Below are 19,798 nucleotides of genomic sequence, written 5' to 3'. Positions count from 1 at the left end.
AGCACAACTAAGGTCTTCCATCTCAAGCTGCACGGAGATGCACAGCCGCTGGCACGTATGTCTATCAGCGAGTTTCGCCGTTTCGAGGTGCGGGTTTTTGGCCGCGAATTGGTAGCGACTTCTGCACCTCTCGATCCTCAGTCCGTCGTCGGCGGTTGAAGTGGCGCCAGCCAACCCTTGTTCAGGCCGTAAATGCGATAGATGCAGTCGTCGCACACGACCAGGTTGCGGGCGGGCGGGAGTAGATGAAGCCGTGGTTGGCTGCTACTCCCTGCGAGCATTCGACGCAGAGGGCACCGTATTGATTGCGCTGCATATGTTTTCGCCTCTCAGCTGATTGTTACCGACATGCCCCGCCGTCAGGGGTGCGGTCAGTGGTCGTTGAGGAATTCGCGACCGCAGAGTCCGCACAGGGTCGGGCCTCCTGCGATGGATCGGTCGGAGGCGCGCAGCCGCCGCGGCGGTGTGCAGGCGCAGGTCAGTGATCGTCCGTTGCGGGTTGCTCGAGGTGTCCCGGTTTCTGTCACCGTGGCCGGTGCCAGTTGGATGCGGCGGTGTGGTCCGATCTCGGCGGCGAGCTGCGCCAGCTGCGCACTGTAGGCGCTGCGGGTGTGCGCGGGCACGGTGGTTTCGGACCATCCCTGGGTTCGGTGACGGGTGACAGTCAGTCCGAGCTGTTCGGCAATGCTGCGGAAATGGCTGTTGTGGTAGGCGCCAGCGCGGCTGGCATCGATGACTTCTCGCTCGCAGGCGATTGCGTGCGCGGCGTGGTGGAGCATCGTGCCCAGCACATAGTGGGGTTCGGTGACGAATCCCTCGGCGGCGATGAACAGCTCGGCGACGGGGCTGCCGTGGACTCGCCAGCGACCTGGCTCGAATCTGCCCAAACCGGAGTGAGGAGTTGCCGGCCGAGCCCGAGCCCACCACCACGGCCACCGGCGGCAGGTCGGGGTGCCGGAACCGGATCTCCGCCCACACCTCTTCCAGCACCCGCACAGACCGGCCCCCGGTCGTGTGACTGGACGGTGCTGCATCGGATCCAGCGGCGTCGGTGTTATCGGTGGAGCTGCTGAATTTCTCCATCCTCCAACGGTATAACCGGGGACCGACAGATCTGGGCCGTCGCCGCCCGTCGTCGTTGATCATCAATCATCCACTGCGCCAACGGATCTCTACCGCGTAAGAGGTGAAACAGGTAGAATCGAGGCATCCCCTTCTTCTGACCGGTGTCCCGGTTTCCCTTCCTACGCGGGAATTTCCCTCTTACGCAGTGATTTCGACTTGGAGGTCGTGAGATGGCTATTGGTGGCCCGTTGGCGACGGCGCTGGATGCGGTGTGGGAATCGATCCGTGTACGGCATCCGGAGGCGCCGAATGTCGTGGTCGCGATGGCGTCCGGGTCGCAGGGACGCGGCCGCGGGCTGCGGCTGGGGCATTTCGGTCCATCCCGGTGGGAACAGCACGGGGTGTGGCTACCGGAGTTGTTCGTCGGCGCAGAAGGCTTGGCCGCCGGCACCCGGGAGGTCCTGGGCACTTGCTACACGAGGCCGCGCACGCCCTGGCCGATGCCCGCCAGATCGGGGAGGGCAGCGACAACGGCCGGCGTCGCGTCGCCTGCGGCGATGGCCTGCGGCCACCCTTGAGCAACCCGCTGTCCGGTCACGGAAAGCCTTCGGAGGAAGGGGCCGGGGGAGCAGTCGGGGAGGATCCGAAGCCGATGCGCCGAACAGCCGAAGCATGTCCGACAGAAGCCCCGGCGATAACAGCGTGTTCCGCAGCACGGGCTGAACGTCGAACTGCGCTGCAATAACCGGGTCGGCCAACCAGGTGGTGCCGGCCAGCACCGTCCGCACCGAAGTCCGCCCGGCATGCTAATGATGATCATCATCCGGACCTGATGAGATCGCCACCGGTTCACTGGGTCGATCGGCGCCGATAGCAGGTCGGCCATTTCCACCCCGGACACGGCGCGCCTCTTCACCGGCGCCATTGACGCTGCGGGTTTGCTGGCGGGCTAGACCGTGCGTGCACTATTGTGACGGCAACCACATTCGGGCAACGGAGGGAGAATAAATCATGGCCACCGTCTCCTGTTTCAAGGTCGAGAGACCCCAGCCCCAGACCATTCCGCCCGACGGGACGGTCTTCTTCATGGTTGGCCCGGATGATCGGCTCGGCAACGCCGCCATTTCCGTCACTGTCCAGGCAGCCTCAGGTTCGGGAGCACCCGTGTTTGCCGAGGTGATACAGATGGCCACACGTAGTCAGGGCGACCCCGGTGAGCCCACAACCAGCTTCTTCCTCGACGTTGTCGTCAGGAATAACGGCCACGTCAGCGACGGCGCCGCAGCCATCGACTCCTACGACGTTTACGTTACTTCCATCACTCCATAGGTCAATGGCCATAGACTCCGGCGTTCTGAACTGGGGAAACGCTTCAGGGAATCCCCCGGCACGGATCTTCGGTCCCGATGTAGCCGAGCAGCCGAGAATCTCGGACATGACAGAGCCCCCGGCCCGTTCATCACGGGCCGGGGGCTCTGGTGAGTGGGGATCGCTAGGCGGCGGGTGCGATGTAGGCGCCGAGGTCGTAGATACGGCCGTAGCCGCCGCCCTCGACCGGACCGACGTAGAGCAGGCCCTCGATCCGGCCGCCGATCGCCAATCCGCCGGCACGCGCCCGGCGCACACCCGCGCTGATCGCGCGTTGGACGTCCCGGTCGAGGGTGATCGCGCGCAGGCCGTCGTCCTGCTCGTCGTCTCGGGCGTCGGTCTCGACGATGAGCTGGGAATCGATGACCAGTACCCGCAAAGTTTAGAGCTGAACAAGCGCCGTTCTAGATCGACCCGACTGAACCGTATCAGCGTTTCCGCTGGTAGAAGGGGATTTGTGGGGCGGGTGGGGCTCGAACCCACGACCAGCGGATTATGAGTCCGCGGCTCTAACCGACTGAGCTACCGCCCCCCGACCGCAGTACACGCGGGCGTGGGCGATGCTACCGGGTCGAGTGGGGATACGCCTAGCCGGATGTCCGGCGTGGCGCGGTACGGGCCTCGGCCACGGAACCCGGACAGGGGCCGGGTGCTTGTCCGGGTGGGACGCCGGGCGAGCGTGAGCCCCCGGCATCCACGGGGGCTCACCTGCGCCTTACTCCTTCAACGGGAGCCGCTCGAGGATCGCCGTCAGCATCTGCGTCTGAGACTTCAGGATCGCATCTTGCCCCTGGAGTATGGAGTTGACTGTGTCGAACTTCTTGTCGACTGCATCGAACCTCTGATCGACCGCAGCGAACCTCTTGTCGACCGCATCGAACCTCTGATCGACCGCAGCGAACCTCTTGTCGACCGCATCGAACCTCTGATCAACCGCAGCGAACCTCTCGTCGACCGCATCGAACCTCTGATCAACCGCAGTGAACCTCTCGTCGACCGCGCTGAACCTCTCATGCACCGCACGGAACTCCTGCACCACGTCGTCCTTGAACTGCACCACGTCGTCCTTGAACTGCACCACGTCGACCTTGACCTGCGCCACGTCGACCTTGACCTGCGCCACGTCGACCTTGACCTGCGCCACGTCGACCTTGACCTGCGCCAGGTCGCCCTTGACCTCCGCGACGTCGCTCGACAGTTTGTTGATACTTCCGTGCACCACCGCACCGATGTGGTCCATCAGCTTGACGTGGTTGTCTTCGACCGTTTTCGCAAGCTTGTCGATTCGGTCGGCGGTGTCGATCTGACTGCGCTCCAAGTGGGTCACCCTGCTCTCGAGCGATGCGGTTGCCACTGATGGGTCCTTTCAATAGTGAGGAACGATAGCAAGCTGGTTGGCGCTCAGGCCCGGTCCTGCGAGATCGGGATGTGGACGGCGGTGATGGCCTTGCGGACCTGGTCGCAGTCGGAATCGGCGAAACCGGCGGACTTGTCGTCCACGGCCTCATGGCAGGCCGTGAGGAGGGTGGTGGCCAGGGCGGGGTAGTCGGCGCTGGTATACAGCTCGGTTTCGACCGTCCAGTAGAGGGCTGCCGCCTTCTGCAGGCCGAGGCCCTTCATCGTCTGGCCGTTGAAGGTGTCGCCGTCGGTAATCAGGTAGGCGAGTTTGTTGCCTACACCACTGTTGATGTGGACGCCGCCGCGGTCGGGGACGCGGTTGCGGTCGGAGTAGGTAGCCGGGGACCAGCCCGGGCCCTGGTAGGTATCCGGTTGCGGGTCGGCGGTTTTCGTGGGGGACTTCATGTCGCGGATGACGCCGAGACGGGTGCCGTTGCCGATCTTCCAGCGGTCCTTCGCGGCATGCTTGGTGTGGGAGGACAGTTCGGTGAATTCGCCGAAGATGTCGGACAGGGATTCGTTGATGGCGCCGGACTCGTTGACGTAGTCCAGGTTGCTGGTCTTCGCCGTGACGCCGTGGGTGAGCTCGTGGGCCACGACGTCGGGGCTCAACACCTCGGTGCCCATCACGAAACCCTCGGTGTCGGACCAGAAGGCGTTGGCGTACGGGCAGGAGTCCAGGCAGACCCGCACGGTGGCACGCAGCGCCTTGCCGTGGCCGTCGTGGGCGTCGATGCCGATCAGATCGGTGAGGCTGCCCAGGTCGGTGTTGTGGGAGTAGAAGTTCTCGGTGTCGCCGATCCAGTCGTAGACCTTGTTCGCATCGTCGTTCCGGGCAACGCGGGGTGCACCTTCGGCACGGACGACCGGATACGATCCCTCTGCGCCACATGGAATTTCGATCCGGGCCTCCCCCCGCTGACGGTTCGCGTCGCAGATGACTCGGCTCAGGTTCTCCTCGGACTGCCATGCGTCCAGCACGACACCGGGTGAACCCGCCGCGACGAACACTCGCCAGCCGCCCGCACCCGCCGCGATATCGAATCGGAACGCAGCCACCGCGGCCTTGTCCGCACCGCTGCCGGACAGTTCGGGGTCGTACCAGGCCGCCGAAGCCGCCCGCACCCGTACCGCCTCCGCGGCGACTCCGGCGAGTTCGGCAGCCTTGGTTACCGCTGTCGTGCGGGCGGGCGCGGTGGGAGTCGTCGCCCCGGAGGGATATCTACCGGCGGTGCGCTCTGCCAAGGCGCCGGTTGCGGAGAGTAGCGAGCCGTCGGCTCGCAGCGCCAGTGCGACCCCCGCACCGTAGACGGGCACCGAATCGATCGATTGCGTGAGCCGGACGGTCGCCCCTCGGCCGCGCCGAGACGTCTTCTGCACCACCAGATCCGCGCGATCCGCGGCGCCGAAGATTCGTTTGATATCCGCCGCGTGCGCTGCGGCCGCACCACTCAGGCCGCCCGGGCCAGCCGCATCTTCCACGCCGTCGAGGTCTCCCGGGCCGCCCGCACCCCCTACCCTTACCGAACTGCCAGCGCCTCCCGAATCATTCGCGCCCCCTGGACCATTCGCACCTCCCGGGCGATTCGCATCCCCCGGACCATTCGCAACGCCCGAACCATTCGGACCTCCCCGGCGATTCGCACCTCCCGGGCTAGCCTGACCGCCGGGACCACCCAAGCCATCCGGATTGCCGGAACCAGCGGAATCGCCGGAGTGCCCTGATCCACCGGGTCGGCCGGAACCACCCGCCCCACCGGGCCGAGGCACCGGGCGATCGGGGACCACCTGCCGGACCGATCCGTGCGCATCACGATGAATCTTCTTGGGCGCAGCCACAAGTGACGGCGAATCCGGCTGCGGTTGCCCGGCTGCCCGGCCGATCACGCCCGGACTGGTCACCGCCGGCCCCGCGACCACGACGGTCGCGAGCGCAACGACCACGGCCAGCCGTGTTCTGAATGTCCTCATACTTTCCCCCTAGCTCGCCGATGAACGACGGCCCACTACAACATCGCCCGAGCGAACGAGCCCGCCTCGGCGATCCGGCGCACGGCGCACCGATCGCGAGACGGCTCGACGAGGACATACCGAGTGAGACGTCTATCGAAAATTCGTGTGCTGCAATCTATTTCGATTGCGGTCCCCCGAGACGAACTCTCTCGGTATGCATGTCGACGCTATGGCTGAGTTACTGCTACCCATCGGATGATCCGGCATTCCCGATGTGAACCCCTCGATCCGCGGATCGCCGGAGGGCACCGCCAACGCTACAGCTTGGCGAGGATCTTGTGCACCGTCAACCAGGTGCGGGTGGTGATGTCCTTGCTGTACGCCTTCTCCAGCCATGCCATGTGGGCCGGAGTACTCGGCGAACTGTTGTCCATGATCGCGAGCACGGCGCGCGCGGGCTGGTCGTACCGGACGATTCGCACCAGTTCGGCAAGCTCGGGTGGCGGTTGCTTGCGGCCGACATTGTCGGTGCTCTTGAGAAAGCTGACCATCAGATACGTCTCACGGGAGTGCGTCAGCCCCGGGAACGGATCCGAATCGACCAGTGCCTGCAGCTGCTGCTTGCTGCGAATGATGGTGCCGCCCGCGATACCCAGTTCGGCATTCAACGCCTGCTGGATCTCCGACTCCAGTGCGGCACAGTCGGTTTCCGCACTGCCGAACACGATATTGCCGCTGGCCAGCACCGACCCGACATCGCTGAACCCGAGCCCGCCGAACACGCCCCGCAGCTTCTCACCACGCATGTTCGGGTTGGTCGGCATGATCCCGCGCAACAGTGCCACATATCGATGCTGCTCCCCATCGACGCGGGACGCGCTGCCGCTATCTCCTCTGGGCTTCCCACTCCGCGGGCTCATGCGGTCGAAGGTACTCCGCCCTACCGACAGATCGGCCGAGCGCGCACCCGGACCCGCGGCGACGCCCGGCTATCCGCCGTGGGACGCCCCGACCCCGTTGGACTTCTTGCGTTCAATATCCGCCAGGGCCGCGGCCCGCGCCTCCCGCGCCTCCGCGGCCGCCTCCCACGCGTCCTTGCGGTTCTTGACAACCTTCGCCGGGGCGCCGACGGCAATGCCGTAGTCGGGAACGTCGCCCTTGACGACGGCGTGGGCACCGAGCACGCATCCGCGTCCGACCCGGGTGCCGCGCAGCACGGTGACCTTGGCCGCGATCCAGGTGTCCGGGCCGATGCGGACCGGGCTCTTCACGATGCCCTGATCCTTGATCGGCATGGTGACGTCGTCCATCTTGTGGTCGAAGTCGCAGATGTAGCACCAGTCCGCGACCAGCGTCGAGGCGCCGATCTCGATGTCGAGGTACGTGTTGACGACGTTGTCCTTGCCGAAGACCACCTTGTCGCCGATGCGCAGCGAACCCTCGTGGCAGCGGATCGCATTGCCGTCGCCGATGTGCACCCAGCGCCCGATCTCCATGCGGCCCAGCTCGGGGGTGGCGTGGACCTCGACGCGACGGCCCAGAAAGACCATGCCGCGCAGCACGATATGCGGATTGGCCAGGCGGAACTTGAGCAGCCGGTAGTACCGCACCAGGTACCACGGCGTGTAGGCCCGGTTGGCGAGCACCCAGCGCAGCGAGGCGACCGTCAGGAAGCGCGCCTGCTCCGGATCCCGGCGCCGCGCACCCCGCCATCGCGCGCGCAACGGTGCGCCCCACATGCTCGTCACGAAGTGCTCCTCGCGTCCATCGGGCGGCCGTGTCGGCCCGCAGTGTCGTCGTCGAGGTACCAGGGTACTTTCGCCCGATCCCGCCACCTCCCCTGCCCTCGACGTGAGCGGAGCGAACCATAGGCACAGCTGCCTTACGCGCGACGGAGCCGAGCGTCAGCGAGGCGTAGTTGCGCGCGCGGAAATCGGCCCGATTGGAGACGAGACAGTGAGGCGGCACGCCGTCGGTCGGTCCGTGCGGCTAGTCTCGTGCAGGCCCGTACGAGCAGAGGGGAGAACGGTCAGGTGCGTACCAGCATCCGGCGACCCGCGCACGACCTCCGGAACACGCAGGCGTCGCCGCGGTCCGCGGTGCGTCGCCCGGCGATTCGTGCCGCCGCGGCCCTGGGGGTGGTGGGTGTGCTGACGCTGAGCGGATGCGGCGGCACCACGCTCGACAATATTACGGTGGGCCCCGGCAAGGGCTGGCCGACCACCTACCACGACAGCCGCAACAGCGCGGCCAGCCCGGTCACCGGATCCCGGCACCTGACGTTGAACTGGACGCGGCCGATCGGCGGTCCGGCCGCCGCGGCCACCACCGTCGGCCCCGACGGGCAAATGTTCGTGACCACGGACCTCGACACCGGCTGCGTCGCCCCCACCCCCGCGAGCGGCGCGCTGTTCGGCTTCCAGATGCCGACCGGGCGCAAGCGGTTCTGTGATCCGATGGGTCCCAGCGCGATCTACTCCGCCTCGGCGATCGACGGCGCCACCAACGTCTACGTCGGCGACGACGGCGGCATGAACTCGATCAATGCACTCGGCCAGCCGCGCTGGCGCACACCCGTTGCCGGCGTGCCGATCTCGGTGCAGTTCACCGGTGACAGCCACGTGCTGACCGTGACCCAGTCCGGTCAAATCGACGTGCTGAGCCGGCAGACCGGCGACCGCATGGCCGCGACGTTCCAGCTGCTGGGCTGGCCCGATCCCCTTGCGCACCCGGACCTCCCGCGCCCCCAGGACGGCCAGGGCCTGCAGGACTGCGCGACCGGCGGGCCGCAGTGCGCGGTCGCCAACGTCTCGGCCATCGATCCGAGCGGCAACTTCTACGCCACGGCGTGGCGGCCCGGCTCCCCCGTCGCCTCGCTGGTGGCACTGCGCTACGCGGACAAGCAGATTCGGCAGCTGTGGAGCGCCGACATGCTGACCAACGGCAGCGCCACCAGCCCCGCGCTCTCCCCGGACGGCAAGACGGTTTATGTGGGCGACAACAGCGGACGCCTGCTTGCTGTCGATGCGTCGAACGGCCATACGAAATGGGTCCAGCCCCTGGGCTTCTCGCCGCAGGGGGCGATCTCCGAGCAGGACGGCCTGCTGATCCCCGGCGGCAACGGCGGCCACCTGATGGCCCTGCGCGACAAGGGCACGGGTGCCGAGATCGCCTGGGAGCGTAAGGACCTGCGGTTGAGCGGGCAGCCGGTGCAGACCGCGGGCGGGACCGGTTACACGGTGTCCCCGATCGGCGGCGCGCTGCACCTGGTCACCTTCGACACCACCACCGGCAGCACCGTCGCCTCGGCGGTACTGCCCGGCGCGCAGGGCACGACGACCGGCACCTCCGTCGGCGCGAAGGGCCAGGTGGTGATCACCACCCGCGTCGGCGAGATCTACGTCTTCAAGCCGGACAAGTAGCGCGTCCCGGAGATCACCGAACCGGCGGAGTTGCGCAGAGAAATACGGTAGGGGCCGATCCGATTCGAGTGACCACCAGGGTGTGCGGGATCGTGCCCCGGGGTTTGAGGCGGCTGCGCAAGGCGTCCGGGTCGAGATCGACTCCGCGGGTGAGGATTTCCAGCGGGCCGCAATCGCGCCGGTGGAGTTCGGCGCGCAACGGCTTCTCCTTGAAGTCCATGCGATCCAGCACGCGGAAACCCCGCACCCCCTCGGGCACGGCATCGCCCGTCAGGTATGCGATGCGGGGATCCAGTTGCCACAGGCCGTATTTCGCGGCGTAGTGCCGCACCAGACCCGCGCGCACGATCGCGCCGTCCGGGTCGATGATCCATGCGCCGGGTGCCCGGTCCGGGATGTCATCCGGCTCGGCGTCCGTCAAGGACAGCGGACCCCCATCCGACCGCAGCACCGTGGCACGCCGGGTCACGCCCGGCTCGGCCAGCCCCCGCGACCACAGGCACGCCTCGCGCACGGATCCGTCCAGCGAGACCACCTCGGCCTCACCGTCCCAGCCCATATCACCGAGACGATCGAAATCCAGTCCGGGAGCGCACTTCACGGCGAGATCGCGGCCACGATACGCCGCCAGCAGATCCGGCAACGGCGGTTGCAGTTTCGCGGGATCGTGAGTGCGGCGACCGTCCGCACGGCGGGCCGGATCGGCGATCACCACCTCCGCGGTGCTGCACGGCACCAGGGCATCCGCCTTGACCAACACCACATTTCGCGTGCGAGAGCCGAGATTGTGCACGGCCATGGCGAGCCGGATTCCGTCCAGATCGCTCCCGACGACGACGGGACAGACCCGCCCGAGCGCGGCGAGTTCCGCGCCGATCGAGCAGGTTACGTCGTGCACCGTGCGCCCGGCGAGCCGCCGAGCCCGGTGCCGCGCAACGACACTCGGCGTCGCCTGCTGCAGTGCGTCGTCGGTGAACAGCCATTCCCCGGCGTCGTCCAGCTTCGCCGCCGCCCGCCGCCGCAGGCGCACCGTCTCCACCAGCGCCGCGGCACGATCTGCGTATCGGTTGCGGCGCAGGCGCGTCAGATCCTCGAGGAGCGAGGATGGGGTGAGGGCGAGGGCACCGGTCTCGATCAGCGCGGCCCGACCGGCCGCGCTGCCGAGGTAGGCGACATCCTCGCGAGTGAACGCGTAGCCCAAGGGATATCGCCCGCCGCGCCTACTTGCCCGAGGCGCCGGGCTTCACGCCGGTGATCATGGCGTTGTAGAAGAACTGCCGCGGCACGATGTGGCGCAGCACCTTCTCGTCCAGCTTGCTCAGGCCCAGCCAGGCCTTGTACTGGGCCGTGCGGTAGCGCCAGGTGAGCTTCTCGGCCGGGACCGCGGCCTCGAAGGTCCGCACCGGCCAGCCCCACAGCGCCGCGGCGAACTCCTCGGTCTCCGCGTGCACCTCGACCGCGCCCGCGCGGCTCGCGATGGCCTCCAGGTCCGTGGGATCGAAGGTGTGCAGGTCCACCACGGCCTCGAGGGCCGCCGCACGCGAGGACTCGTCCAGCTCCTCCTGCGGACGCCGCCAGCCGGACAGGAACGGCAGCTTCGTGACCTCGGTCGTCACCTTCCAGGTGATCTGGCCCAGCTTGCGGGCGTAGAAGTTGCCGACGGTGGTCGGCTCACCGGCGAAGACGAAACGCCCGCCCGGCTTGAGCACCCGCAGGCACTCCTTCAGGGCCAGCTCCACATCGGGAATGTGGTGCAGCACCGCGTGACCCACGACCAGATCGAACGTGTCGTCGTCGTACGGGATGGTCTCGGCGTCGGCGACGCGGCCGTCGACATCCAGGCCGAGGTTCAGGCCGTTGCGGGTGGCGACCTTGACCATGCCTGGCGACAGATCGGTCACCGAGCCGGACTTCGCGATCCCGGACTGCATCAGGTTCAGCAGGAAGAAGCCGGTGCCGCAGCCGAGCTCGAGCGCGCGATCGTAGGGCAGCGGCGCGTCGGGCACCACGGCGTCGAAGCGGCCGCGGGCGTAGGCGATGCAGCGTTCGTCGTACGAGATCGACCACTTGTCGTCGTAGGTCTCGGCTTCCCAGTCGTGATAGAGCACCTGGGCGAGCTTGTTGTCGGAGAGCGCGGCCTGGACCTGCGCCTCGGTGGCGTGCGGGTTCGGCGCTGGGTCCTGTGGACTTGCGGTCATGGTGGAAGAGGTTACTCGAGAGTCCGAACCGGCCCCATCAGCGGCCCACGAATTCCGCGGACCCCGGACCGGCCGCCAAATAAGAACCTGTTCCTATGCTGCGATCTTCGGTCTCGAACAGCTCCGCCCACTCGCCGCGGGCCCGGTCGTGGCCGTGCGTCCCGGCCTCGAAAACGCGCTTCGCGGCGGCCAGCGCGCGGGCCGGGCCGGCGGTGAACTGCCGGGCCCAGGCCAGCGCGGCCACGTACACGTCGTCGGGCGGGACCACCTCGTCGACCAGGCCCAGGGCCGCGGCCTCCTTCGCCTCCACGAACCGCCCGGTATACACCAGGTCCTTGGCATTTCCCGGACCGATCAGCAGGCTCAGGCGGCGGACGCCGGACAGCGGGATCAGGCCCGCCCGGATCTGCGGCAGCCCGAGCTTGACGTTGTCGCCGATGATGCGCCGATCCGCACCCAGCGCCAGCTCCAGCCCGGCTCCGAGCGCATATCCGGCGATGGCAGCGACCGTCGGCTGCGGCAGCCTGGCCAGGCAGCCCAGTGCGGCTTGCAGATCGGCCGCCATCGCCGCGGCCTGTTCCGGCGCGAGCCGGGCCAGCTCCGCCAGCTCGTCACCGGCCGAGAACACCCGTTCGTCGCCGTACAGGACCACCGCCCGCACCCCGGCCTCGGCGCCTATCTCCTCGGCCGCGGCCGCCAGCTCCCGCGCCACCTGCAGATCGATCAGATTCATCGGCGGGCGCGCGAAGCGCAAGACGGCAATCCCCGGCTCGGGTCGGTCCACGGTCACGAATTCGGCCACGGGGCACGAGCCTACTGGGCGCACGGTTCAGGTCCGGATGGGTGCCATGGGACGGGCCGTTCCCGCCTACTCCGGTCGCTGCGAGCCGCGCATGCGCGAACCCGCCGGGAAGTCCGCGAAGTAGCGTTCGTTGCCGGGGAACCGCAGGCGCGGCTTGTCCCCGACGGTCTCCAGCACCGGCTCGATCGGCTCGAATTCCGGGGTGGCGGCCAGAATGTCCGCGGTGGAGGCGAATTCGCCGAGGGCGACCAGCTGCGACCAGGTGGGCGGGAGCAGAACGTCGGTTCCGGCCTTCCAGCGCTCGATGGCCGCGGCGGGGGTGCTCCAGAGGACCTGATGGGCCTCGGAGGTGGCGCCGTCCGCGCGCTGCCCCTGCGGGAGCACCGCGACGAAGAAGCGGGTGTCGTAGCGGCGCGTCTCCACGGTCGGGGTGATCCAATTGGCCCAGGGCCGCAGCAGATCCGCACGCAGCACCAGGTTCTCGCGGGCCAGGAACCGACCGAGGGACAGCTCGCGGCGCTCGAGCTGCGCCCGCGCCCGGCCGTAGACGGCGGTGTCGGAGACGACCGAATCGGCCGTCGGGCCCGCCAGCAGCACCCCGCATTCTTCGAACGTCTCGCGCACCGCGGCGCACACCAGCGCCTGCGCCCGCGCGGCATCGATCCGGAACTTCTCCCCCCACCAGGCGGGATCCGGTCCGGCCCAGGCGATTTGGGCCTCCGCATCGCTGGCGTCTACGCCGCCGCCCGGGAAGACGGTCATCCCCGCCGCGAACGCCATCGCCTTGACCCGTCGCTGCAGGAACACCTCCGGCCCCGAGGCGCCGTCGCGCACCAGCATCACCGTCGAGGCATCCTTGAGCGGCACGGGTTCGGTATCGGATTCCACCACGGCCTCACTCACGGCTCCACCTCGCAACGCTCCGCGCGAGGGGCGTGGCACGGAGTGCACCTCGGCGACTCCCTCACTCTTCGCACCCTAACGCGGGCCCGCTCGGCGCATCCGCCGGGCATCCACTCAGCGGCCGCGGTTCGGGGGACGCACGCCGCGTCGCGCGGTTCCTACTTGCTCCGGTGGCGGCCGAGGCGGCGGCTGCGGCGGGCGAAGTAGCGGCCCTCGATGCGGTCCAGCGTTATCGACTGGCGGAACGCCTTGCTCAGATTCTCCGAGGTGAGTACCTCTTCGAGCAGGCCCTGCGCGATGACGGTGCCCTCGTTCAGCAGCAGGCCGTGCGTGAAGCCCGGCGGGATCTCCTCCACGTGGTGGGTGACCAGCACCGTCGCCGGTGCATCGGGATCCGACGCGAGATCACCGAGCTTTTCCACCAGTTCCTCGCGACCGCCCAGATCCAGGCCGGCGCCCGGCTCGTCGAGCAGCAGCAGCTCCGGATCGGTCATCAACGCCCGCGCGATCAGCACCCGCTTGCGCTCCCCCTCGGACAGCGTGCCGTAGGCGCGGTCCGAGAGGTGTTCCGCACCCAGGGTTTCGAGCATGTCGATGGCCCGGTCGGTGTCGATGTCGTCGTATTCCTCGCGCCAGCGGCCTATTACCGCGTAGCCCGCGGACACGACCAGATCGCTGACCTTCTCATCGAGCGGCACCCGGGCGGCCACCGCGGCCGAGGACATGCCGATGCGGGGACGCAGTTCGTTGATATCGGTCCGGCCCAGCCTCTCGCCCAGCAGGTGGGCGGTGCCCGAGGTCGGATGCAGGTCGGCGGCGGCCATGCGAAGCAGGGAGGTCTTCCCGGCTCCGTTGGGGCCGAGCACGACCCAGCGTTCGTCGAGCTCCACCTGCCAGGTGAGCGGACCTACCAGAGTATGGCCCGAACGCCGGACGGTCACCTGGTTGAAGTCGATGAGTAAATCGGGATCCGGTTGCGGCACGGGCTCCATCTTGGACCACGCGCCCGGATCCTTCCCAACATGGTCCGAATGCACGGTTAGTGTCATATCCCGCCGCGCTTTCTGCGGGGCGGGAATTCGTCATCCAGCTGGTGAGATTTGACACTTCCGGGTTCGGAATCCGGTGGTCCGACCGGATGGGCACCCCCGCCCGGCAAGCCCGGCCCCGACGACCCGACACGCCCCCGACGCCCGGGGCGCGGCCTGCGGAGCAGCCGGGCCAGTATCAGCGCAATCGGCACCGAGCACATCACCCAGACGCCGAGCACTATCCACAGCGTGGTCATATCCGTGGCACCTCCCGCGGACTCGTGCGCCGATAGTGCCGCACAGCGACCGCCGGGTCGAGCGCCCGGCTCAGATGGGCGAGTGTCCCCTGACCGGACGACCGCCGATCTACCGCCCCGCCGTGCCGGAAAACGCACGCTCAGGCCGGATCACCCCAGCCGGCGGGCGGTACCCCGATCACCGTCATCGACCCGGGCGCCACCTCGGTGAATCCGGCGTCGCGGACCGCGGTCGCCGCGCCCCGGCCGACCAGGCGGGACAGCTCGGGCCAGCGCGGCCCGGCCTCGCGCACCGAGCAGCGGTATCCGTGGGCGCTCCACGCGAATGCCTGTTCCACCGGCAGCGCGCCGGCCAGCAGCATGCTCGCATGACCGACCTGTGCCGCGGCCTTGCCGACGGTCATGCCCAGTTCCGAATCCACCCACAGCACAGGAAGTTCCGGATCGATCGGGCCCGGCTCGTCCGGCTCGATGTCGGTGCCGCCGATCTGCAGTTTGCGGACGCGTGGGTCGATGTCGCCGACCGGTCCGGGAACCAGTGCCCGCGCCTGGGCTCCGTCGACCTCGATCGTCACGCCGTCCACCTCGTTCGCCGCCAGCCACTGCGCGCCCCGTGCCCGCCGCGCCACCTTCCGGATGCGCGAGTGCTTCCACGTCAAGTACCGCTGCTCCCACTCCCCGTCCGCACCGACCCGCGGATCCAGGCACAGCGCGGCCGCCGCGGCGGCCGCCGCGGCCAGCAGGGCGCTGCGCCGGGGCGGATCGTTCTTCGGAATGTGCAGCACCAGCTGCATCGCCTGTACCAGCGCCGGATCGTCCGGATCACCGCCGCCGCCGTACCCGAGCGCCAGCTCCGCGTGCCGCGCAACGAATCCGGCGTCGAGGCCCCCGGACACGATGCCGACCGGCGCCGGCCCGGTTTCATACGCGTCGCCTACAGGTCTGGACAAGGCACCCTCCAACTCATCGCCGCCACTCGCGCTCCAGCCTATCCGCGCGTCCGGCGAACACCCTGCTACCGGGTTCGGCGACGAGCGAGGCCTACACGACGTGTACCGTCAGCGAGAAACGCTGGGCCGGTTGGATACCCGGCTCCCAGGAACGCTGGTAGGTCAGCATCAGAGTGGTCGTGCCCGGGGCGGCGGCGGTGAACGTCCACACCGACGCTCCGCCCACGCCGACGAGCTGCCCCTCGTTCGCGTCGCCGCGGTAGTCCGCATCGCCGGTCTGCTTCACGATGTTCTGGTCGAGTTGCTGGAGCTGCCAACCGAATCCGGTGCTCGGATTGGCTCGCAGCGACACGATCAGTCGCTGGTTCGGGCTCAGCGAGACATCCCTGCCGTCAGAGTCCTGGCCGACGTTCACCGGCGTATTCGGTCCGGCGGTGGGCATGACGCCCCGGGGCTCGACACGAATCTCGTTGCCGTGTCCGGCCGGAACCGCCGACTCGGGATCCGTGCACCCCACCTCCAGCACCGCGGTGGGGCCGGCCGGGATCATCCACAGCGGCCGCCAGCCCGGATCGGTCCGCGCGGCCGGTGCCCCCTGCGGCGGATGGAGCGTGAGCCGTTCGCCGACGGAGGTGTCCGTCGCGGTGCATTGCAGCGTGGCCGCGGCCTCGCCCCACGCATCGGGAACCACTATCACCAGTACGGCATCGGCGGGCACCGGAACTCGCGCGACCTGCCCCAGCGGAATACGCACGCCGCTGGGATCGCGTTCGGCCGTAGGCGAATTCGATGTGCCAGAGACCCCGGACGAGGCTTGCGACCCGCTCGAACATCCGCTGGTACCCAGGACCGCCGAGCTCACCAGGACCACGAGTGCGAGCCATCGGGCACGCCGTACCACCGTCATCGCCTTCGAGTCCTCTCGCGCCGCACCCAGCAGGTCATATCGCGAAGGCAGAGCACGGTCGCCGAGAATCCCGCATCGCGCGACGACCACCGTCCCCGACCAGAAAACCATCAGTCAGCAATCGACTGGCATTCGATGCGGCAGACGGTATACCCCCGCCCCCGCCGGCGCAAGCCTGAGATCGGCCCGGCGCAAGGGATTCGGGCGCACGACCGGGCTCGATCGACGGTGTCGGGGCCGCGCCGGCGAACCGGCACGGTGCACTCAGGTCAGGGGCACCCGGCGCATCAGCCCGTCGCGGGCGTCGGCGGCCTCCACCTCGTCGCGGGTGACGCCGAGGATGAACAGCACCGCGTCCAGGAACGGATGCGACAGCGCCGCATCGGCGATCTCCCGTAGTGCCGGCTTGGCGTTGAACGCGATCCCCAGGCCCGCCGCGTTGAGCATGTCGATGTCGTTGGCGCCGTCGCCGACCGCGACGGTCTGCTCCATCGGCACCCCGGTCTCGGCGGCGAAACGCCGCAGCGCCACCGCCTTTGCCGGCCGGTCCACGATCTCCCCGATTACCTTGCCCGTGAGCCGCCCGCCCACGACCTCGAGCGTATTCGCCTGGACGAAGTCCAGTTCCAGTTCGTGGGCGAGGGGCTCGATCACCTGGCGGAAGCCGCCGGACACCACGCCGCAGCGGAAGCCCAGCCGGCGCAGCGTGCGAATGGTGGTGCGCGCGCCGGGGGTCAGCTCGATGTTCTCGGCGACCTCGTCGATCACCGATTCGGACAGGCCCGCGAGCGTGGCCACGCGCTGGCGCAGCGATTCGGCGAAGTCGATCTCGCCGCGCATCGCGGCCTCGGTGACCCTGCGGACCTCGTCCTCGACACCGGCGTGCGCGGCCAGCATCTCGATCACCTCGCCCTGAATGAGCGTGGAATCCACGTCGAAGACGATGAGCCGCTTGGCGCGCCGGGCCAGCCCCGCGCGCTCGACGGCGATATCGATGCTCTCCTTGGCCGCGATCTCGGCCAGGGTGGTGCGCAGCAGGGTTTCCGCGGCCTCGGTGTGCAGGGCGGTGACCATCAGCTCCAGGCCGGTCACCGGGTAGTCGGCAATGCCGCGGATCGCGTCGATGTTGACGTCCTGGCCGGCCAGCTTGCGGGCGATGACGCTGAACGCCCGTGCGGTCACCGGGCTACCCAGCACCACGATCGCATGGGTCGACAGCCGCGCGCCCGTCGCCGAGTCCGCACCGATCTCGACGTCGACCTGCATGCCGATCGATGCCATCGCATCCTCGAGCTCGTCCTGCAGGCCCTCGGGATCGCCCGGGCAGGACACCAGCACACCGAGGGTGAGGCGGCCGCGAATCACGACCTGTTCCACGTCCAGGAGGCTGACCCCGTTGTGCGCCAGGGCCGCTAGCAGGACCGAGGTGACGCCGGGCTTATCGGGTCCGGTAACGGTGATCAGCACCGTCGTCTCGGACTGATTCACGAATTCGACTCCCTCACGTGGCGCGCTCGGCCGTCGAGCGACGGCACCCTCATTCTCTCAGGTCAATGCCGTTGCGCCGCCCCCCGGTCCGGGTCCGCGTGGCACGAATCACTCTGCCCCGGAAACGACTGCGGCGGCCGTCCCGTAGGACGACCGCCGCGGTGCAGTTCCGCATAATCGATGCTGTCGGCGGAGCGGTCCACAGACCGCGCATGGCCGGAGCGAATGCGGAGGTACGCCTAGCTGGAAACCTTGTCCAGCTCCTTCACGGTGTGGGACTTGGAGCCCCAGCCGACGTGGGCCTCGGCCCGCATCCGCTCCACCATGTGCGGGTAGTGCAGCTCGAACGCGGGGCGCTCGGACCGGATGCGCGGCAGCTCGTAGAAGTTGTGCCGCGGCGGCGGGCAGGAGGTCGCCCACTCCAGCGAGTTGCCGTAGCCCCACGGATCGTCCACGGTCACGACCTCGCCGTAGCGGTAGGACTTGAAGACGTTCCAGATGAACGGCAGCGTCGAGGCGCCCAGGATGAACGCACCGATCGTGGAGACGGTGTTCAGCGTGGTGAAACCGTCTGTGGGCAGGTAGTCCGCGTAACGACGCGGCATGCCCTCGGCGCCCAGCCAGTGCTGCACCAGGAAGGTCGTGTGGAACCCGACCATGGTGGCCCAGAAGTGCCACTTGCCCAGGCGCTCGTCCATCATGCGGCCGGTCATCTTCGGGAACCAGAAGTAGATGCCCGCGAACGTGGCGAACACGATGGTGCCGAAGAGCACGTAGTGGAAGTGCGCGACCACGAAGTAGGTGTCCGACACGTGGAAGTCGATCGGCGGGCTGGCCAGGATGACACCCGACAGACCACCGAACAGGAACGTCACCAGGAAGCCGACCGAGAACAGCATCGGCGTCTCGAACGTCAGCTGGCCGCGCCACATGGTGCCGATCCAGTTGAAGAACTTCACGCCGGTCGGCACCGCGATCAGGAACGTCATGAACGAGAAGTACGGCAGCAGCACCGAGCCGGTGGCGTACATGTGGTGCGCCCACACCGCGATGGACAGCGCCGCGATACCCAGGGTCGCGTAGACCAGGGTGGTGTATCCGAAGATCGGTTTGCGGCTGAACACCGGGAAGATCTCCGAGACGATGCCGAAGAACGGCAGCGCGATGATGTACACCTCGGGGTGGCCGAAGTACCAGAACAGGTGCTGGTAAAGGATCGCACCGCCGTTGGCCGGGTCGTAGATGTGCCCGCCCAGGTGACGGTCGTAGGCCAGGCCGAACAGCGCGGCGGTCAGCAGCGGGAACGCCAGCAGCACCAGCACGCTGGTCACGGCGATGTTCCAGGTGAAGATCGGCATGCGGAACAGCGTCATGCCCGGGCAGCGCAGGCAGACCACGGTGGTGAGCATGTTGACGCCACCGAGGATGGTGCCCAGACCGGAGACGGCCAGACCCAGAATCCACAGGTCACCGCCGACACCCGGGGAGTGCACGATGTCCGAGAGCGGGGTGTAGGCCGTCCAGCCGAAGTCCGCGGCGCCGCCGGGGGTGATGAAGCCCGCGGTCGCCATCGAGGCGCCGAACAGGTACAGCCAGTAGCTGAACGCATTCAGACGCGGGAAGGCGACGTCGGGGGCGCCGATCTGCAGCGGCAGCACGATGTTGGCGAAGCCGAACACGATCGCGGTCGCGTAGAACAGCAGCATGATGGTGCCGTGCATGGTGAACAGCTGGTTGAACTGCTCGGGCGAGAGGAACTGCAGGCCCGGGCGGGCCAGCTCCGCACGCATCAGCAGCGCCATCAAGCCGCCGATCATGAAGAACGACATGGCCGTCACCAGGTACATCACCCCGAGGACCTTCGGGTCGGTGGTGGTGACCAACTTGTAGATGAACGAACCCTTCGGACCCAGACGTTTCGGGTACGGCCGAGTCGCTTCCAATTGGGGGACTGGCTGGGGCTCTACAGCAGTCACTGATCCTCCTGAAGGTGTGCCTTCTGGTCGTTGTCGTACGTCTGGCTCCTACCTGGCGGATCGGCGCACGGCGAACGACG

Annotated in this window: 18 protein-coding genes and 1 tRNA gene; 3 read left to right on the top strand and 16 right to left on the bottom strand. The window is 68.1% G+C overall.

Going from position 1 to position 19,798, the window contains the following annotated elements; all coding sequences use genetic code 11:
• Window positions 1-371 precede the first annotated feature (371 nt).
• Complete coding sequence (locus ABH933_RS26775; protein WP_429426719.1) at window positions 372-887, bottom strand: hypothetical protein; 516 nt, start codon at window positions 885-887, stop codon at window positions 372-374.
• Window positions 888-1,295: 408 nt separating this feature from the next.
• Between ABH933_RS26775 and ABH933_RS26770 the strand changes: the two genes are divergently transcribed.
• A complete protein-coding gene (locus ABH933_RS26770; RefSeq protein WP_429426722.1) occupies window positions 1,296-1,643 on the top strand; it encodes a hypothetical protein in 348 nt (115 codons plus the stop codon).
• A gap of 433 nt (window positions 1,644-2,076) precedes the next feature.
• Window positions 2,077-2,394, top strand: a complete 318-nt coding sequence (locus ABH933_RS26765) for a hypothetical protein (protein WP_429426723.1) — start codon at window positions 2,077-2,079, stop codon at window positions 2,392-2,394.
• A gap of 163 nt (window positions 2,395-2,557) precedes the next feature.
• Here ABH933_RS26765 and ABH933_RS26760 read toward each other — a convergent pair whose 3' ends face one another.
• The 6 genes from ABH933_RS26760 to ABH933_RS26735 all read right to left on the bottom strand — a co-directional run bounded on the left by ABH933_RS26760 (window position 2,558) and on the right by ABH933_RS26735 (window position 7,523).
• Complete coding sequence (locus tag ABH933_RS26760) at window positions 2,558-2,812, bottom strand: hypothetical protein (RefSeq protein WP_429426726.1); 255 nt, start codon at window positions 2,810-2,812, stop codon at window positions 2,558-2,560.
• Between the two features lie 79 nt (window positions 2,813-2,891).
• Window positions 2,892-2,965: transfer RNA gene (locus ABH933_RS26755), tRNA-Ile, on the bottom strand.
• 183 nt (window positions 2,966-3,148) lie between these two features.
• Window positions 3,149-3,787 (bottom strand): hypothetical protein, encoded by a 639-nt coding sequence (locus tag ABH933_RS26750; protein ID WP_429426729.1) that lies wholly within the window; start codon window positions 3,785-3,787, stop codon window positions 3,149-3,151.
• Between the two features lie 47 nt (window positions 3,788-3,834).
• Complete coding sequence (locus ABH933_RS26745) at window positions 3,835-5,313, bottom strand: M4 family metallopeptidase (protein ID WP_429426731.1); 1,479 nt, start codon at window positions 5,311-5,313, stop codon at window positions 3,835-3,837.
• Between the two features lie 788 nt (window positions 5,314-6,101).
• Window positions 6,102-6,629: a DUF1697 domain-containing protein gene (locus tag ABH933_RS26740; RefSeq protein ID WP_429426733.1), complete on the bottom strand. Its 528-nt coding sequence runs from the start codon at window positions 6,627-6,629 to the stop codon at window positions 6,102-6,104.
• 144 nt (window positions 6,630-6,773) lie between these two features.
• Window positions 6,774-7,523, bottom strand: coding sequence for an acyltransferase (locus ABH933_RS26735; protein WP_215922594.1), 750 nt, complete (start codon window positions 7,521-7,523; stop codon window positions 6,774-6,776).
• A 294-nt stretch (window positions 7,524-7,817) separates the two neighbouring features.
• Here ABH933_RS26735 and ABH933_RS26730 point away from each other — a divergent pair, with 294 nt between their 5' ends.
• Window positions 7,818-9,206: a PQQ-binding-like beta-propeller repeat protein gene (locus tag ABH933_RS26730; RefSeq protein ID WP_429426735.1), complete on the top strand. Its 1,389-nt coding sequence runs from the start codon at window positions 7,818-7,820 to the stop codon at window positions 9,204-9,206.
• 13 nt (window positions 9,207-9,219) lie between these two features.
• Here ABH933_RS26730 and ABH933_RS26725 read toward each other — a convergent pair whose 3' ends face one another.
• The 9 genes from ABH933_RS26725 to ctaD form a co-directional block, all read right to left on the bottom strand.
• Window positions 9,220-10,407, bottom strand: coding sequence for a THUMP-like domain-containing protein (locus tag ABH933_RS26725; RefSeq protein WP_429426738.1), 1,188 nt, complete (start codon window positions 10,405-10,407; stop codon window positions 9,220-9,222).
• A gap of 19 nt (window positions 10,408-10,426) precedes the next feature.
• Entirely contained in the window at window positions 10,427-11,404 is a 978-nt protein-coding gene (locus tag ABH933_RS26720; protein WP_215922553.1) for a class I SAM-dependent methyltransferase, read from the bottom strand.
• A 37-nt stretch (window positions 11,405-11,441) separates the two neighbouring features.
• Window positions 11,442-12,206, bottom strand: a complete 765-nt coding sequence (locus ABH933_RS26715) for an enoyl-CoA hydratase-related protein (protein WP_429426740.1) — start codon at window positions 12,204-12,206, stop codon at window positions 11,442-11,444.
• 66 nt (window positions 12,207-12,272) lie between these two features.
• Window positions 12,273-13,046, bottom strand: coding sequence for an NUDIX hydrolase (locus tag ABH933_RS26710; protein ID WP_429426777.1), 774 nt, complete (start codon window positions 13,044-13,046; stop codon window positions 12,273-12,275).
• Window positions 13,047-13,267: 221 nt separating this feature from the next.
• Entirely contained in the window at window positions 13,268-14,101 is an 834-nt protein-coding gene (locus ABH933_RS26705) for an ABC transporter ATP-binding protein (protein WP_215922596.1), read from the bottom strand.
• A 436-nt stretch (window positions 14,102-14,537) separates the two neighbouring features.
• Entirely contained in the window at window positions 14,538-15,347 is an 810-nt protein-coding gene (locus ABH933_RS26700; protein ID WP_429426742.1) for an aminoacyl-tRNA hydrolase, read from the bottom strand.
• Between the two features lie 91 nt (window positions 15,348-15,438).
• On the bottom strand, window positions 15,439-16,254 hold the full coding sequence (locus ABH933_RS26695; protein WP_429426744.1) for a protease inhibitor I42 family protein: 816 nt from the start codon (window positions 16,252-16,254) through the stop codon (window positions 15,439-15,441).
• A 264-nt stretch (window positions 16,255-16,518) separates the two neighbouring features.
• Entirely contained in the window at window positions 16,519-17,742 is a 1,224-nt protein-coding gene (serB, locus tag ABH933_RS26690) for a phosphoserine phosphatase SerB (protein WP_429426746.1), read from the bottom strand.
• A 239-nt stretch (window positions 17,743-17,981) separates the two neighbouring features.
• Complete coding sequence (gene ctaD, locus ABH933_RS26685) at window positions 17,982-19,718, bottom strand: aa3-type cytochrome oxidase subunit I (protein WP_215922558.1); 1,737 nt, start codon at window positions 19,716-19,718, stop codon at window positions 17,982-17,984.
• Window positions 19,719-19,798 lie beyond the last annotated feature (80 nt).

It is taken from the genome of Nocardia sp. GP40, from assembly GCF_050434125.1.
Classification (GTDB): Bacteria; Actinomycetota; Actinomycetes; order Mycobacteriales; family Mycobacteriaceae; genus Nocardia; species Nocardia albiluteola.
Note: the sequence above shows the minus strand (reverse complement) of the source record. Positions and strands in the feature narration are given on the sequence as shown.